This is a genomic window from Flavobacterium sp. UBA7680 (assembly GCF_002482975.1).
Lineage (GTDB): Bacteria > Bacteroidota > Bacteroidia > Flavobacteriales > Flavobacteriaceae > Flavobacterium.
This window is the reverse complement of record NZ_DLHA01000026.1, coordinates 64,170-80,725: the sequence shown is the minus strand read 5'-3', so window position 1 is coordinate 80,725 and position 16,556 is coordinate 64,170. Positions and strand designations below refer to the sequence as shown.

General features: G+C 34.0%; 13 protein-coding genes and 2 tRNA genes. 7 read left to right on the top strand and 8 right to left on the bottom strand.

Annotated features, from left to right (window positions below; genetic code table 11):
• The first annotated feature begins 68 nt into the window (after positions 1-68).
• Complete coding sequence (gene fabD / locus B3C18_RS10180; RefSeq protein ID WP_053471588.1) at positions 69-944, top strand: ACP S-malonyltransferase; 876 nt, start codon at positions 69-71, stop codon at positions 942-944.
• Positions 945-1,060: 116 nt separating this feature from the next.
• Here fabD and B3C18_RS10175 read toward each other — a convergent pair whose 3' ends face one another.
• The 3 genes from B3C18_RS10175 to B3C18_RS10165 form a co-directional block, all read right to left on the bottom strand.
• Positions 1,061-1,261, bottom strand: coding sequence for a hypothetical protein (locus B3C18_RS10175; RefSeq protein WP_291146283.1), 201 nt, complete (start codon positions 1,259-1,261; stop codon positions 1,061-1,063).
• 150 nt (positions 1,262-1,411) lie between these two features.
• A complete protein-coding gene (galE, locus tag B3C18_RS10170) occupies positions 1,412-2,425 on the bottom strand; it encodes a UDP-glucose 4-epimerase GalE (protein WP_291146281.1) in 1,014 nt (337 codons plus the stop codon).
• Positions 2,426-2,461: 36 nt separating this feature from the next.
• Entirely contained in the window at positions 2,462-3,595 is a 1,134-nt protein-coding gene (locus tag B3C18_RS10165) for a DegT/DnrJ/EryC1/StrS family aminotransferase (RefSeq protein ID WP_291146279.1), read from the bottom strand.
• Positions 3,596-3,728: 133 nt separating this feature from the next.
• Between B3C18_RS10165 and B3C18_RS10160 the strand changes: the two genes are divergently transcribed.
• Together B3C18_RS10160 and B3C18_RS10155 are read left to right on the top strand one after the other, a co-directional pair.
• Positions 3,729-4,961, top strand: a complete 1,233-nt coding sequence (locus B3C18_RS10160; RefSeq protein ID WP_291146277.1) for a 3-deoxy-D-manno-octulosonic acid transferase — start codon at positions 3,729-3,731, stop codon at positions 4,959-4,961.
• Between the two features lie 344 nt (positions 4,962-5,305).
• Entirely contained in the window at positions 5,306-5,530 is a 225-nt protein-coding gene (locus B3C18_RS10155) for a hypothetical protein (RefSeq protein ID WP_053471595.1), read from the top strand.
• A gap of 162 nt (positions 5,531-5,692) precedes the next feature.
• On the opposite strand, the gene B3C18_RS10150 is transcribed toward B3C18_RS10155, so the two are convergent.
• The 4 genes from B3C18_RS10150 to mutS form a co-directional block, all read right to left on the bottom strand.
• Complete coding sequence (locus tag B3C18_RS10150; protein WP_291146275.1) at positions 5,693-6,073, bottom strand: DUF1508 domain-containing protein; 381 nt, start codon at positions 6,071-6,073, stop codon at positions 5,693-5,695.
• 135 nt (positions 6,074-6,208) lie between these two features.
• Positions 6,209-6,294, bottom strand: a tRNA-Leu gene (locus B3C18_RS10145).
• Between the two features lie 14 nt (positions 6,295-6,308).
• Positions 6,309-6,381 (bottom strand) — tRNA-Gly (locus tag B3C18_RS10140).
• A gap of 163 nt (positions 6,382-6,544) precedes the next feature.
• Complete coding sequence (gene mutS / locus B3C18_RS10135; protein ID WP_291146273.1) at positions 6,545-9,151, bottom strand: DNA mismatch repair protein MutS; 2,607 nt, start codon at positions 9,149-9,151, stop codon at positions 6,545-6,547.
• Between the two features lie 156 nt (positions 9,152-9,307).
• Between mutS and B3C18_RS10130 the strand changes: the two genes are divergently transcribed.
• From B3C18_RS10130 to B3C18_RS10120, 3 genes are all read left to right on the top strand, one after another.
• Complete coding sequence (locus tag B3C18_RS10130; RefSeq protein ID WP_053471598.1) at positions 9,308-9,739, top strand: DUF1573 domain-containing protein; 432 nt, start codon at positions 9,308-9,310, stop codon at positions 9,737-9,739.
• Between the two features lie 74 nt (positions 9,740-9,813).
• Positions 9,814-10,350, top strand: a complete 537-nt coding sequence (locus B3C18_RS10125; RefSeq protein ID WP_291146270.1) for an RNA methyltransferase — start codon at positions 9,814-9,816, stop codon at positions 10,348-10,350.
• Positions 10,351-10,463: 113 nt separating this feature from the next.
• Positions 10,464-13,439: a T9SS type B sorting domain-containing protein gene (locus tag B3C18_RS10120; protein WP_291146268.1), complete on the top strand. Its 2,976-nt coding sequence runs from the start codon at positions 10,464-10,466 to the stop codon at positions 13,437-13,439.
• 85 nt (positions 13,440-13,524) lie between these two features.
• Here the strand turns inward: B3C18_RS10120 and folK are convergent, their stop codons facing one another.
• Positions 13,525-14,658 (bottom strand): 2-amino-4-hydroxy-6-hydroxymethyldihydropteridine diphosphokinase, encoded by a 1,134-nt coding sequence (gene folK, locus B3C18_RS10115; protein ID WP_291146266.1) that lies wholly within the window; start codon positions 14,656-14,658, stop codon positions 13,525-13,527.
• A 137-nt stretch (positions 14,659-14,795) separates the two neighbouring features.
• Between folK and sppA the strand changes: the two genes are divergently transcribed.
• Entirely contained in the window at positions 14,796-16,553 is a 1,758-nt protein-coding gene (gene sppA, locus B3C18_RS10110; RefSeq protein ID WP_291146264.1) for a signal peptide peptidase SppA, read from the top strand.
• Positions 16,554-16,556 lie beyond the last annotated feature (3 nt).

Sequence of the window (16,556 nt, the reverse complement as noted above, 5' to 3'; positions counted from 1 at the left end):
ATAGTACTTTTGCCTTCCAATTGAAACTAATTTTCAATTTTAAAAAAAGTAAAAATTAAATTAGACAAATGAAAGCATACGTATTTCCAGGTCAGGGTGCACAGTTTACAGGAATGGGCAAAGATCTATATGAAAACTCGGCTTTAGCCAAAGAATTATTCGAAAAAGCCAATGAAATTTTAGGTTTTAGAATTACAGATATCATGTTTGAAGGCACAGCCGAAGAACTAAAAGAAACTAAAGTTACACAGCCGGCAGTATTTTTACATTCTGTTATTTTAGCTAAAACTTTAGGCGAAGATTTTAAACCAGAAATGGTTGCAGGACATTCTTTAGGAGAATTTTCAGCTTTAGTTGCTAACGGAACTTTATCTTTTGAAGATGGTTTGAAATTAGTTTCTCAACGTGCACTTGCTATGCAAAAAGCCTGCGAAATTACTCCATCTACAATGGCTGCTGTTTTAGGTTTAGCTGATAATATTGTTGAAGAAGTTTGTGCTTCTATTGACGGTGTTGTGGTTGCAGCAAATTATAACTGTCCAGGACAATTAGTAATTTCTGGAGAAACTTCAGCTGTTGAAAAAGCTTGTGAAGCAATGAAAGCTGCTGGAGCAAAACGCGCTTTAATTTTACCTGTTGGTGGTGCATTTCACTCGCCAATGATGGAACCAGCAAGAGAAGAATTAGCTGCAGCAATTGAAGCAACTACATTCTCTACTCCTATTTGTCCAGTGTATCAAAACGTAACTGCAAATGCAGTTTCTGATGCAAATGAAATTAAAAAGAACTTAATCATTCAATTGACTGCTCCAGTAAAATGGACACAATCTGTACAGCAAATGATTGCTGACGGTGCGACTTTATTTACTGAAGTTGGCCCAGGAAAAGTCTTAGCTGGTTTGATTAATAAAATTGATAAAGAAGCGGTTACTGCGAATGCATAATCGTAGAGGCGCACTGCAGTGCGTCTTTCATATCGAATATCATATAAAAAATCCTCATGAACTAAATAATGTTTATGAGGGTTTTATTTTTTAATTTATTTCTGAAGTTATTTCTTTCAAGGATATGCTTTTATTCTTTTAGACATTTCAGCTTTAAATTCTTCAGGAGTTAATCCTTTTGCAAACTCGGCTTCAAAATTATCTGGCCACCATTCTCTAATTCTTCTAATTGATTCTGCTTTTGCCTCTTCCGAAGTTAACCCTCTAGCAAATTCAGCGTCAAAATCAAAAGTATCCTTATTTTTTTCTTTTTTCAAATCCATAATTTATAAACATAAATTCTTACAAAATTATAAAAATAAATCAAAATAAAAATCCCAAATAATCAATTTAGATTATTTGGGATTTCTTTACATACGTTAGACGCACTGCAGTGCATCTCTACGGAATATTTTTGTTTATTTTATTTAAGAACGAACCTTCTGTTCCCATTTCCAGGCGCTTGCCATTGCTTCGTCTAAACTTAATTCTGCTTTCCAACCTAAAACGTTGTTTGCTTTGTCTGTGTTTGCATAAGCCTCAGTGATATCACCTTCACGACGTGGTTTAATAACGTATGGTAGTTTTTTATCGCTTACTTTTTCAAAACTATGAATTACTTCTAAAACAGAACTTCCTTTTCCGGTTCCTAAATTAAAAGTTTCTACTTTTTGCAGGTTCTTTTTATTGAATAAGCGCTGTAAAGCAATTACGTGTGCTTTTGCTAAATCAACAACATGAATATAATCGCGAACTGCGGTTCCGTCTGGTGTTGGATAATCATTTCCGAAAACTGATAATTCCTGACGTAATCCTACTCCAGTCTGCGTAATAAAAGGAACTAAGTTTTGAGGAACTCCTAATGGCAATTCTCCAATTTCAGTTGAAGAATGCGCTCCAACCGGATTAAAATAACGCAATAAAATCGCGCTAATGTTCGTTACTTTTGCTGTATCTGCAATTATTTCTTCTCCAATTTGTTTCGTGTTTCCGTAAGGAGACATTGCTGTTTGAACCGGAGCATCTTCTGTAATTGGCATTTTTTCGGCTTGACCGTAAACTGTACAAGACGAACTGAAAATAAAACTTGCTTCAGGTTTTTGCTGTAATTCCTGTAAAAGATAAACTAAACTGCTAATGTTGTTTTCGTAATACAACAAAGGCTGTTCAACACTTTCACCAACTGCTTTTGAAGCTGCAAAATGAATTACCCCAGTAACATCATTATGTTTTTTAAAGAAATCCCGAACGGCACTTTTTTCTCTTAAATCAATTTTTTCGAATAAAGGCGTTTTTCCCGTTATGGCTGTAATTCCTTTTAAAACATCTTCTGAAGAATTGGAAAGGTTATCAATTATCACAACTTCAAAGCCTTCATTTTGCAATTCGACTACCGTGTGAGAACCTATAAATCCTAATCCTCCTGTTACTAATACTTTCATTTATTTGGTTGTTTATGTGGTTATTTTGGCTGTTACTTATCTATTCAAAAATTCTAAAACAGAATCTGTTATAAATTTAATCTGCTCGTCGTCAAGTTCTGTATGCATTGGCAAAGCAATTACTTCCTGCACTAATTGATTCGTAATAGGAAATTGCTCTTCTTTATAACGAGGATCTAAATACGCTTTTTGAGAGTGCAATGGAATTGGGTAATAAATCGCACATGGAATTGCTTTATCTAATAAATGCTGCATTAAAGCATTTCTGTCGGCATCTAAGATTCTTAAAACATATTGGTGAAAAACGTGATCGTTTTCATTTGCATCAAATTCTGGCGTAACAATGTGTTTGTTTCCAGCGAAAGCTACATTGTATTTTGAAGCTGCCAAACGACGTGCTTTATTATATTCATCTAACAAAGGTAGTTTTGCATTTAAAACCCCAGCCTGAATACTGTCTAAACGTGAATTTACTCCCACAACATCATGGTGGTAACGCTCGTACATTCCGTGATTTACGATTCCGCGGATAACGTGTGCTAATTTATCATCATTTGTAAAAATTGCTCCACCGTCTCCGTAGCAGCCTAAATTTTTAGATGGGAAGAATGAAGTTGCTGCAACGTGACCAATAACTCCAACTTTACTTTTTGTTCCCGATTTTGAAATATAATCTGCTCCAATTGCTTGTGCATTATCTTCAATTACATATAAATTATGTTCAGCTGCAATTTCCATAATGGCATCCATATTTGCAGCGCGTCCGAATAAATGTACCGGAACAATTGCTTTCGTTTTTGGTGTAATTGCTTTCTTTACTGCATCAATATCGATGTTCATATTATGCAAATCAACATCAACTAAAACCGGAGTTAATTGTAACAATGCAATAACCTCAACCGTTGCTGCAAAAGTAAAATCGGCAGTAATAACTTCGTCACCTGGCTTTAAATCCAGACCCATCATTGCAATTTGCAAAGCATCGGTTCCATTTGCACATGGAATTACATGTTTTGCTCCTAAATAGTCTTCAAGATTTTTTTGAAACTGATGAACCAAAGGTCCGTTAATATAAGTATTTGTGTCTAAAACCTCTTGAATTGAAGCATCTACAGTCGTTTTTATTTTTTCATATTGACTTTTTAAGTCAACCATTTGTATTTTTTTCATTTTCGATATTTTATTTAAAAAAGCCTTTCTACTAAACCAGAATGTCAGAAAGAAGGAACAAAAATAGTTATTAATACCTTCAAACCAATGAAAATAAACGAAAGAAATGTAATTTAGCTGCAAAAATTACTACATGCTTTTTTTATACAATTTAGCTGTTTCTTTAGCAGCGTTTTTTCTTAAAATAGTCGCACTTTTTAGTCCGAAAATTAAGCTTTTTGTTGAAGGTCGGAAAAATGTATTTTCTATTTTAGAAGAAAAAATAAAACCCGAAGACAAAACCATTTGGTTTCACGCTGCTTCGCTTGGCGAATACGAACAAGGACTTCCGGTAATTGAAAAAATCAAAGAAAAATATCCTACGCATAAAATTATTGTAACCTTTTTTTCTCCTTCGGGATACGAAGTGCGCAAAAATAACACCGTTGCCGATGTTACCGTTTATCTGCCTTTAGACACAAAAAGCAACGCCAAAAGATTTTTAAAATTGGTTCATCCTGAATTTGCTTTTTTCATTAAATATGAATTTTGGTTAAATTATTTAAAGGAATTGGAAAAAAGCAAAACACCAACTTATTTGATTTCTGGAATTTTCAGAGACAGCCAGATGTTTTTTAAATGGTATGGCGGTTTTTACAGAAAAGCACTAAAAGCTTTCACTTATTTCTTTGTGCAGAATGAAAGTTCAAAACAAAAAATTGAAGCAATTGGCTTTAAAAATGTAATTGTTTCCGGCGACACGCGTTTTGATCGAGTTGCTGCAATTTTAGAAAGAGACAATACGCTTTATTATATCGAAAATTTTAAAAATAATCAGCAAACTATTGTTATTGGAAGCTCATGGCCGAAAGATGAAGTTTTAATTGCTGAATACATCAATCAGGCTCCTGAAAATGTAAAATTTATTATTGCGCCGCATAATATAAAAACGGATCAAATCTCGAATCTTAAATCCCAAATTATAAAATCGACAGTTTTATTTTCTGAAAAAGAAAACAAAGATTTATCAAATTATAATGTGTTTATAATTGACACCATTGGGATTTTAACCAAAATATATAGTTACGGAACGATCGCTTACGTTGGCGGCGGATTTGGCAACCCGGGAATTCATAATATTCTGGAGCCGGCGACATTTGGAATTCCAATTGTAATTGGCCCTAATTATTCTAATTTTGCAGAAGCTGTTTCTTTAGTTGGACTTGGCGGATGCATACCAATTTCCAACGTTTCTGAACTAAAAGAAATTCTAGACCGTCTTTTGACCGATCAAACATTTCTTAAAGAAAAAAGTCAAATTTGCGAATCTTTTATTCAGGATAACAAAGGAGCCACAAATGCGATTATGAGAGTTGTTTCCAAGTAAGCAAAGATTCAAATCAAATTTTGGGAGCGATTATTTCAGAGAAACGAATTAAAAGCAGGTAATTTTCATTATTTAAGATCAGGCAATAATCCTTAAAAAGCAAAATAAACTGCAATGAAGAGAAATGAAATAGCCAATTCGACGATAGAATTTTCAATAAAAAATTATTTATACAAAATATTAAATAATTTAAGATAATTTTATATTTTTGGCATATTCTTTGATAAATAAGATAAACGTGAGCTAGGAAAATATTTTAAAAAAAAAGTGAAAAAATATTTTACATATTAAAAAATTTATATCTTTGCCACGAATTAATAATTAACCTTTTATAATAAAGTAAGATGAAAAAAGTATTTTTAAGTTTAGCTGTTGTTGCTGTTTTAACTGTTGTATCTTGTAAAAAAGCTGACGCTGCAGCTACTGAAACTGTAGATTCTACTGCTGTTGCTGTTGATTCTGCTGCTGCTGTAGTTGATTCTGCTGCTGCTACTGTTGACTCAGCTGCTACTAAAGTTGATTCTGCTGCTGCTAAAGTAGAAGAAGCTGCTAAAGAAGTAAAAAAATAATTAGAACCTAAATTCTAAAGATTTTAAAACCATCCATCGTGATGGTTTTTTTTTGCTCAAAAATTAACAAAGCAAAATTCCAATATTTTAAAATTCCAAATTCCAGCAATACGTTATGCATGTTGGAATTTGGAATTTTAAAATATTGGAATTTCTTTTTATTTAATCTTCTACTTCTTCTTCAACAGAAACCTCTTCATCTCCAAAAATTGATTCAGCCGAAGAGAAATCCAAAATCTCCGCTTTTGAAGCATAAGTTACAATTTCTTTTATTCCTTTTTGCAAAAGCAATTCTGTAGTGTATTTTCGACTTGTTGCAAAGTGAACGCCATCTAACATCAATTTAAAAAAATACTTCCCTCCAGAGCCTTTAAATTTCAAAAATTTAGAAAGCTCAATTGTTCTTTTAAATCTTTCAATATCCTCTTCACATTCAAACCTCAATTCATAGCTTAAACTTGTAAAAATCACCTTCCCTTTTCTGGAAGTAAACACAAACTTATATTCATCATTAAATCGCCTGCTAATTACAAAAGCACCCATATTTTGATTGTTGATTTTAGATTTTGGATTTTAGATTGCTGATTTAGATTCTCAAAACCTTAGAATCTCAGTACCTCAGCACCTTTTAAAGAATTTACACAATAAAAAAAGCCTCTTCAAAAGAAGAGGCTTTAGTACTCAGAGCGGGACTTGAACCCGCACGAACATTGCTGTTCACTGGATTTTAAGTCCAGCGTGTCTACCAATTTCACCATCCGAGCATTATATGGTATTGAGCGAAAAACGGGGCTCGAACCCGCGACCTCGACCTTGGCAAGGTCGCGCTCTACCAACTGAGCTATTTTCGCGTTTCAAATTCTAGTTAAGAACTACAATACTTGACTTGTTTCGTATTGCGAGTGCAAATTTAGGACATTTATTCAATTACACAAGCCTTTTTTCAAAAAAATATTTACTTATTTTATAACTTTCTGATAACCTAAACTTTAAACTTGAAATTTTTTTTTCGATTTATTTCTTAACCAGCATTCTTTTTATTTCATTCAGCTTCATCAATGCTTCAACGGGTGTAATCGCATTAATATCGAGGCTTAAGATCTCTTCTTTGATTTCCTCCAATAAAGGATCATCCAGATTAAAGAAACTCATCTGCATTTCATCATTCGCAGATTTTACTCCGTTTAATGCGTCGCTTGAATGATTTTTTTCTAATTTCTTTAAAAGTTTCTGTGCTTTCAAAATTACAATCTGCGGCATTCCGGCCATTTTTGCCACGTGAATTCCAAAACTATGTTCACTTCCGCCTTTTACAAGCTTTCTAACAAAAAGAACAGTATCTTTTAATTCTTTTACTGCAACATTATAATTTTGAATTCTCGAAAGCGATTCTGTCATTTCGTTCAATTCATGATAATGGGTTGCAAACAAGGTTTTTGGTTTTGACGGATGTTCATGCAAAAACTCGGCAATAGCCCAGGCAATCGAAATTCCGTCATACGTACTTGTTCCTCTTCCTATTTCATCCAGAAGCACCAAACTGCGATCTGAAATATTATTCAGGATCGAAGCCGTTTCATTCATCTCAACCATAAAAGTCGATTCTCCCATCGAGATATTATCAGAAGCCCCTACCCTTGTAAAGATTTTATCTACAACTCCCATTCTTACGCTATCAGCCGGAACAAAACTTCCCATTTGAGCCAAAAGCACAATCAAAGCCGTTTGTCTTAAAATTGCCGACTTACCCGACATGTTAGGTCCGGTAATCATGATAAGCTGCTGTGTTTCTCTATCCAGAAAAACATCATTAGCTATATAAGGAGTTCCAACCGGTAATTGTTTTTCAATTACAGGGTGTCTTCCGTTTTTAATATCTAATTCAAAAGTTTCATCAATTTCAGGACACACATATTGGTTTTCAACCGCCATTTGTGTAAACGAACATAAACAGTCTAATTGTGCTACCAAATAAGCATTCATTTGAACCGGTTTGATATAAGTGGCAATCCAAGCAACTAACTGCTCAAAAAGTTCTGATTCAATTTTATGGATTTTTTCTTCGGCGCCTAAAATTTTGGTTTCGTATTCTTTTAATTCTTCCGTAATATAACGCTCTGCATTTACTAAAGTTTGTTTACGAATCCATTCTTCCGGAACTTTATCTTTGTGCGTGTTTCGAACTTCTATATAATATCCGAAAACATTATTGAATGATATTTTTAAAGATGAAATTCCTGTACGTTCTGATTCTCTTCTTTCTATTCCTTCCAGGAATTCTTTTCCAGATGTAGAAATTGCTCTTAATTCATCCAACTCTTCATTAATTCCCGTTGCAATTGCATTTCCTTTTGAAATAGCAACCGGCGCATCCTGATTTAAGGTAGTTTTGATTTTCTCACGCAGTAAATCACACGAATGCAAACTGTCTCCAATAACTTTTACAGCTTCCTGCGGACTTTCGAGCGCTAAAGTTTTTATTGGAATAATCGCATCCAGAGATTCTTTTAAATAAACAATTTCACGCGGAGAAACTTTTCCTGCGGCGATTTTGGAAATCAAACGCTCTAAATCTGAAATTTGCTTAATTTGATATTGAACATTTTGTAAAACATCCTGATTTGATTTCAAATACGCAACCACATCATGACGTCCTTTTATTTTATTTCCGTCTTTTAGCGGAAGTGCCAGCCAGCGTTTTAATAAACGTCCGCCCATTGGCGAAAGCGTTTTGTCGATTACATCTAAAAGTGTTACCGCATTTGGATTATAACTGTGATACAATTCTAAGTTTCTAATCGTAAAACGATCCATCCATACATAAGCATCTTCGGCAATTCGTTGAATCGCTGTAATATGCTGCACTCTGTTATGCTGTGTTTCTGATAAATAAAAAAGAATTGCTCCTGCAGAAATAATTCCTTCTTTTAATTCTTCTACACCGAACCCTTTTAATGAATTGGTTTGAAAATGCTTCGTAAGTGTTTCTAAAGCATAATCTTCTTTGTAAATCCAGTCTTCCAGATAAAAACTATGAAAATCTTCTCCAAAAGCGTTTTTAAAATCACCTTTACAATTCTTTGGAACAAGAACTTCACTCGGATTAAAATTCTGCAATAATTTATCTATGTATTCTGCATTTCCCTGAGCGGTAAGAAATTCTCCTGTTGAAACATCTAAAAATGAAATTCCGATATTTTTATTAGCAAAATAAACAGATGCTAAAAAGTTGTTTGTTTTTGATTGTAAAACTTCATCGTTTAAAGAAACTCCCGGAGTTACCAATTCTGTAACGCCTCGTTTTACAATAGTTTTTGTCATTTTAGGATCTTCAAGCTGATCGCAGATTGCAACACGAAGTCCGGCTTTTACCAATTTTGGCAAATAGGTGTTGATTGAATGGTGTGGAAAACCCGCAAGAGCCGTCTCTGTCTCAGATCCTGCACCTCTTTTTGTTAAGGTAATTCCAAGAATTTTAGAAGCTCTGATGGCATCTTCTCCAAAAGTTTCATAAAAATCCCCTACTCTGAAAAGCAGACAGGCATCAGGATATTTTCTCTTGATTTCGTTGTACTGTTTCATTAAAGGTGTTTCCTTCACCACTTTCTCTTTAGCTGCCAAAATTGATATGTTTTTAAATGAAAATTAAGACAGCGAATTTATAATTTTTTGGAGGAATATCGGGCACTTCAAAAATTAAAATATTTTAAGATTTTTTTATGTTCAGATATAAGAATTTTATATAGCTTTGTTCATCATTAAAAAAGACCCTTAAAAATGAAAAAAATAATTTTATTCGCTATGTTAGCTGTAGCTGGTATTACTGCTACTAATGCACAAACAACTAAAAAAGCTAAAGCTGCAAAAGTTGCAAAAGTTGAAGGAGCTGGAATGCTTTTCGAAACAGAAACTATTGATTACGGAACTATCGCTCACAATGCTGACGGTAAACGTGAATTCGTTTTTGTTAACAACGGAACAAAACCGTTAATCATTACAAACACTCAAGGTTCTTGTGGCTGTACAGTTCCTACAACACCAAAAGAGCCAATCGCTCCAGGTGCTAAAGGTATTATTGGTGTAAAATATGCTACTGACAGAGTTGGTGCTTTTACAAAAACTGTAACTGTTACTTCAAATGCTGAAGGACAACCAACAAAAGTACTTACTATTAAAGGTACTGTTTTACCAGATCCAGTAAAAAGCTAATCTGAGAAACAACAAAATAATTGAAAAAGCTTCCTTATCTTTGGAAGCTTTTTTTATGACCTGAATTTAAACCAATGAGAAAACTCGAAAATAGCGAACTAGACAGAAAATCAATCGAAGATTTTAAAAAATCAGACAAAACTCCTTTAATATTGATTTTGGACGATATTCGCAGTTTGCACAATATTGGATCTGTTTTTAGAACAGCCGATGCTTTTTTGATCGAAAAAATAATTCTTTGCGGTATTACAGCAACTCCACCCAATAAAGAAATTCATAAGACTGCTCTTGGTGCGACTGAAACTGTTGCGTGGGAACATCATGAAAATGTATTGGAAGTTATCGAAAACCTGAAAAAAGAAAATGTCCTGACTCTTGCTATTGAACAAGTTGAAAGTGCTATTTTTCTTCAGGATTTTAAGGTAGAGAAAAACCAAAAATATGCTTTAGTTTTTGGAAATGAAGTATATGGCGTATCTCAGGAAGCGGTTGCTATTTGTGACGGTTGCATCGAGATTCCGCAATTGGGAACCAAACATTCTTTAAACATTTCTGTAAGTGCAGGAATTGTAGTTTGGGATTTATTTCAAAAATTAAACTGGCCAAACTAAGAATTAAAGAATATTTTTACCAAAAAAATGTGATTTTTAAATTAGTTTCAGACTTTAAATGTTAGAAATATAAATATATTTTTTTTTTATTAAGAAATTGATACTTTTATAAAATGAAAACTATCTATTTCCTTAAACCACAACATTTATTTTTCTTACTGCTTTTCCCTTTTACCGGATTTGCTCAATATACAGCTATTCCTGATCAAAGATTTGAGCAAGCCTTAATTGATTTGAATATTGACAGCGGTCCTCCTGATGGTCAGGTTCTGACTGCAAATATAAAAGACGTAACAGAATTAAAAATTCCAGGTAAAAACATTGATGATTTAACAGGTATTGAGGCTTTTGTAAAATTGACAAGCTTAGATGTTGGACTAATTAATGAAGATATCAACAAAAGAAACTTTCTTTCCTCTTTAAATCTTACAAACAATATTTTACTAAGTTCTTTAAGATGTGGTCACAATCATTTATCTAATATAGACCTTTCTAAAAACACGGAATTAAAAGTTCTATCTATAGAAAGTAACGGATTAAACAGTTTAGATCTTTCAAAAAATACACATTTAAACTCTCTCTATTGTTCTGATAATAATATAGCAAATTTAGACCTCACTAAAAATAGTACTTTAACAAATTTAAATTGCAATTTTAATCAATTAACAACTTTAGATCTTTCAAAAAACATCATTTTGGAAGATATAAACTGCGCGTCTAACAATTTGTCAAGTTTTGATATTTCTAAAAACCCTTTATTGAAATCTTTAGACCTAAATAGTAATCAAATAACTTCTCTTAATTTTTCTAGTAATCCAGATTTAAATTACTTAAACTGTCATAATAATCAATTCTCTAGTCTAGATGTGTCTAACAATACCAATCTAAATTATTTCTATTGTAGTGATAACCAGCTAACAAATTTGAATTTAAAAAATGGGCAGAACGCAAAACTATTCATTGGAAATTTTAAATCTAATTCTGGTCTAAACTGTATACTAGTAGATGATGAGGCTTATTCAAATGCAAATTGGGCAATCTTCAAAGATAATACAGCAAAATATTCAAACGACTGCAGTAAACCTTCGGCAACAACTGCTCCTGTTGTTAAAGCAACCGGAGATCAGTTATATTGCCCACAAAACACAATAAAAATTGTAACAAGCTTTACTATTACGCACGATCCAGCGGAAACAGGAACTAAAGGTGTTTACATTCAAATTTCATCTGGTTATTCAAGTGGTTTAGATCAGCTTGCACTTTCAAATCCGGCGGCACACCCTAATGTAATAACAAGCTGGGATGCAACAGCAGGAAAATTAAGCATAACGAGCCCAACAGGTGCTAATGTTTTATATACTGACTTAGTTGATGCTGTAAAAGATGTGGTTTTCTCAAATTCTTCGGCTACAGCTTCTGGAACAAGAACTTTCTCCATAACAATTGGTAATGCCAATTATTTACCTTCAACACAGCACTTTTATTTATTTGTTCCGAGTATTGGTATTACCTGGACAAGTGCCAAAGCCGCTGCAGAAGCAAGTACTTATTACGGGCTTACAGGATATTTAGCTACCGTTTTATCTGCAGATGAAGCTCAATTAATAGGTGAACAAGCTTCTGGAACGGGATGGATTGGCGGAAGCGATGCAGAAACCGAAGGCTTATGGAAATGGGTTACCGGCCCTGAAGCCGGAACTATAATGAATTATACTTTCTGGAACTCTGGAGAACCAAATAATCTGGGAGAAGAAGATTATGCACATATTACACAACCCGGAATTGGAATTAGAGGTTCATGGAACGACCTTTCTAATACCGGATCGTTAACGTCTGGCGATCCTTATCAACCAAAAGGTTATGTTGTGGAATATGGCGGAATGCCGGGAGAGTCTCCGCTTGAAATTGCAGCAAGTACAAAAATTACAATTCCGGTTGCAACACCCGGAGCAAATCCAAATCCGGTTTGTGATTCAGGAACTTTTACTTTTACCGCGACTGCAACTGCCGGAGCAACAATTAGCTGGTATGATGCCGCTGTGGGAGGAAATTTATTAGGAACAGGAAACACCTATACTACTCCAACAATAAATACGACAACAACTTATTATGTAGATGCCGGCTGTGAATCAAACAGAAAATCGGTTACGGCTACAGTAAACATGACTCCAACAACTCCGGTTGCGGGTAAGCCTTCTTATTCAAACTGCGGGCCGGGATCTGTAACTATTAGTGCCAGTTCAAACATTGGAACCATTAACTGGTTTACAACCTCAATTGGAGGAACAAGTGTTTTTAACGGAAGTAACTTTACAACTCCAATAATTTCAGCAAATACAACTTATTATGCAGAGGCTTCGAATTCCAGCTGTATTAACCCAACTCGTACGCCTGTAAATATTGAAATTTACACGCCGCCCGTTGTTCATGACGAAAGCTTTCCGTTATGTCAATCTCAAACTATAATACTAGATGCGGGAGTTTCGGGAATGACTTATGCATGGTCAAATGGAGATACAGGACAAACAACACCTGTTTCAAAAGGTGGTACTTATACTGTAATTGTAACAAGTCCTGCTCCTGAAAGCTGTTCAAGTACAAAAACAATAATAGTTGAAGAGCGTCCAGTTCCGGAAATAGACCGAATTGACGTAAGCGGAACAAGAGTTGTAATTTACATTAAAAAGCAAGCTCCTTATTTTGAGTTTTCTGTAGACGGGATTAATTTTCAGGATTCAAATGTTTTTTATGATGTTCCTGGCGGATTACAAACAGCGTATGTTCGCGAAAAAAGCGGCTGCGGCGGTGATACTCAAAATTTTGTTGTTCTTGTTTTTCCAGCATTTTTCACTCCAAATAACGACACTCATAATGATTTATGGGAAGTAACCGGAATGGAAAATTACCCGCAGGCAGAAGTCACTATTTTTGACCGTTATGGCAAACTCATCGCGCAGTTAAACGCTTCTAATATGACTTGGGACGGAACTTTTGAGAGAACGCCACTTCCGGCTTCAGATTATTGGTACGCTTTAAAAATAGACAATACAAAACCTATTTTAAGAGGGCACTTTTCATTACTGAGATAATATCTTAATTAGAGAATGTGTCAATTAGAAAATGAGATAATTAAAAAATATCTTAAATAAATTATCTAATTGACACATTCTCTAATTAATTCAATTTCTTCTGAATTTCGCTTAAAACAAAAAGATAATCTTCCTGTTTTTTCACAAAATCACGATCAGAAACATCTATAATTAAAACATTCAAATCGGTTTGGGATTTTATGTATTCCAAATATCCGTTGTTGATTTTATCCAGATATTCAGCTTCAATATTTTGCTCGTAGCTTCGGCCTCGTTTTTTTATGTTTTGAAGAAGACGTTCAGTATTCTGATACAAATAAATATACAAATCCGGCTTTGGCATTTCTTTGTAAATGATATCGAATAAATTTCGGTACAAACGATATTCATCTTCCTGTAAAGTAATTTTCGCAAAAATCAACGATTTAAAAATATGATAATCGGCTACGATAAAATCTTTAAACAAATCAAACTGCGCCAAATCATCCGATAATTGCTGATAACGATCGGCCAAAAAAGACATTTCAAGCGGAAAAGCATATCGGTTTTGATCTTTATAAAACTTCGGCAGAAACGGATTATCTGCAAACCGTTCTAAAACGGTTTTCGCATTAAAATCATCTGCAAATTTGTGAACCAAAGTAGTTTTTCCGGCACCAATATTTCCTTCAAAAGCGATATAATTATATTTTTCTAACGGAATTTCACTCAGCGGACATTTCAAATCCTGAACAACCGTACAAACACTGTCATCTGGAGAAACGGCAATTAATTCTGAAATAGATTTCTGAAAAACAGGATGTTTCCAGTCTAATTTTAAATCCTGAACAGGCAGTAAAACAAAATTTCGATTCTGCATTAAAGGATGCGGAATATGAAGTTTTTCTGTTTCAATAATTTCATCATCAAAAACAATTACATCAACATCAATAATTCGGGATTGGTATCCTTCCTGATTCAATCTGATTCTTCCTAACTGTTTTTCGACTTTTAAAACCTGATTTAATATTTTTTGTGCCGATGAAGTGGTATGCAAAAGTAACGCGCAATTATAAAATGCATCGCTCTCAAAACCCCAGGCAGGCGTTTCATAAAGCTTAGAAACCCTAATTACAGTTCCCACTTCCTGATGTATCAAAGCGATACAACTTTCAATGTTTTCTAACCTGTTTCCCTGGTTGCTGCCTATAGATAAAACGACTTGGTGCTGTGATTTCATAATTAATGCAAATTAACTAAAACTATTTTAGAATTAACCAATATATTTGTGAAACGGCACATTGAGCCGATTAAAATTTATGTGCGAAATTTGTAACAAATAGCCCTTTATCGCTACTTATTAAAAAAAATATACTTATGAAGTTTTTAGGAAATGTAATTGCCACTGTTATTGGTATTTTTGTATTCATTATGCTCTTCTTTTTTGGAGTGATCCTAATTGGAGCCATTTTTGGCGGAGAAGACAAAGTTTCGGTTAAAAATGATTCTGTTATCGAATTAGATTTAAAGCAGATCAATAATGATTATGCCGGAAAATATAAAGATCCTTGGGTAACTGTTTTTTCAGATAAAAAAAGTGTTGGTTTAACGGATGTGATCAATGCAATTGAAGCGGCAGAAACAGACGATAATATTAAAGGAATTTCAATTTTAAACGATGAGTCTTCTCTTGGACTTGCTCAATATAAAGATTTGAGAAATGCTCTGGAAAGTTTTAAAAAATCAGGAAAATTTGTTTGGGCTTACGCCAATACGTATTCGCAAAAAGAATATTATTTAAACTCTGTTGCGAATGTTGTGTATTTGAATCCGGCTGGAGATTTAGATTTTAAAGGACTTTCGTCAGAAGTTATGTTCTTTAAGGATTTTCAGGAAAAATCAGGAATCCACATGGAAGTGATTCGTCACGGAAAATACAAAAGTGCCGTTGAGCCATTTTTAGAAAATAAAATGAGCGATGCGAACAGAGAACAAGTTACAGCACTTTTAAACTCGATTTGGTCAACAGTTTGCAGCGATATCTCAAAAAGCCGAAATATTCCGGTTGATAAATTAAATGAAATTGCAAACGGTTTATTAGCCAGAACTCCACAAATGGCAAAAACACAGCATTTAGTTGATATTGTAGCTTATGAAGATGTGTACCATAATGCCATTAAAAAAGCGTTGAAAGTTAAAGACGACGAAGATTATAATAAAATTTCGATTTTAGATTATACTCAAAATAATGTAACAACGGCATTAACCAATGTTGCTAATGATCAAATTGCAATTATTTACGCTCAAGGCGAAATTGCCGGCGGCGAAGGCGACGTAAATGTTATTGGCGAAGGTTCAATGCGTCGTTCATTACAAGAAGCCAGAAAAAATGAAGATGTAAAAGCGATCGTTTTAAGAATTGACAGCCCAGGCGGAAGCGCACTGACTTCTGACTTAATCTGGAGAGAAATTGAAGTAACCAAAAAAGTAAAACCGGTAATTGTTTCCATGGGAAATTATGCCGCTTCTGGAGGTTATTACATTGCTTGTAATGCCAATAAAATTTTTGCAGAAAGTAATACTATTACAGGTTCAATTGGAGTTTTTGGAGTTTTACCAAACTTTACGCCGCTTGCCAATAAATTAGGAATTAATACAGAACAGGTAAAAACACACGAAAACTCAGCAAATTACAGTCCGTTTGTACCAGTTGATGAAAAATTTAAAGCCTTTACATTGGAAGGCGTTGAACAGATTTACAAAACTTTTGTAACGCATGTTGCCGAAGGAAGAAAAATGACTTTTGCACAAGTAGATTCTATTGCACAAGGAAGAGTTTGGTCTGGATCTGAAGCCGTAAAAATTGGATTAGTTGACAAAATTGGAGGTTTGAATGATGCCATTGCAGAAGCAGCAAAAATTGCTAAAATTAAAGATTACGGCACACAAAACTATCCTGAATACGAAAAAACTTTTGGCGATTTAATGGCTAATTTACCTTTTGCTCAATCTAAAGAAGCTTTTATTAAAGAAGAAATAGGCGAAGAAAATTATTTGCTTATCGAGCAGGTAAAAAGGTTTCAGAGACAAAAAGGAGTTCAGGCCATGATGCCTTTCGGAATAAACATTAAATAATTC

What these genes read in the sequence shown, in the direction of transcription:
- fabD (WP_053471588.1), top strand. Translation starts at nt 69, where the DNA reads ATGAAAGCATACGTATTTCCAGGTCAGGGTGCACAGTTTACAGGAATG.
- galE (WP_291146281.1), bottom strand. Translation starts at nt 2,425, where the DNA reads ATGAAAGTATTAGTAACAGGAGGATTAGGATTTATAGGTTCTCACACG.
- B3C18_RS10165 (WP_291146279.1), bottom strand. Translation starts at nt 3,595, where the DNA reads ATGAAAAAAATACAAATGGTTGACTTAAAAAGTCAATATGAAAAAATA.
- B3C18_RS10160 (WP_291146277.1), top strand. Translation starts at nt 3,729, where the DNA reads ATGCTTTTTTTATACAATTTAGCTGTTTCTTTAGCAGCGTTTTTTCTT.
- B3C18_RS10155 (WP_053471595.1), top strand. Translation starts at nt 5,306, where the DNA reads ATGAAAAAAGTATTTTTAAGTTTAGCTGTTGTTGCTGTTTTAACTGTT.
- B3C18_RS10150 (WP_291146275.1), bottom strand. Translation starts at nt 6,073, where the DNA reads ATGGGTGCTTTTGTAATTAGCAGGCGATTTAATGATGAATATAAGTTT.
- B3C18_RS10130 (WP_053471598.1), top strand. Translation starts at nt 9,308, where the DNA reads ATGAAAAAAATAATTTTATTCGCTATGTTAGCTGTAGCTGGTATTACT.
- B3C18_RS10125 (WP_291146270.1), top strand. Translation starts at nt 9,814, where the DNA reads ATGAGAAAACTCGAAAATAGCGAACTAGACAGAAAATCAATCGAAGAT.
- B3C18_RS10120 (WP_291146268.1), top strand. Translation starts at nt 10,464, where the DNA reads ATGAAAACTATCTATTTCCTTAAACCACAACATTTATTTTTCTTACTG.
- folK (WP_291146266.1), bottom strand. Translation starts at nt 14,658, where the DNA reads ATGAAATCACAGCACCAAGTCGTTTTATCTATAGGCAGCAACCAGGGA.
- sppA (WP_291146264.1), top strand. Translation starts at nt 14,796, where the DNA reads ATGAAGTTTTTAGGAAATGTAATTGCCACTGTTATTGGTATTTTTGTA.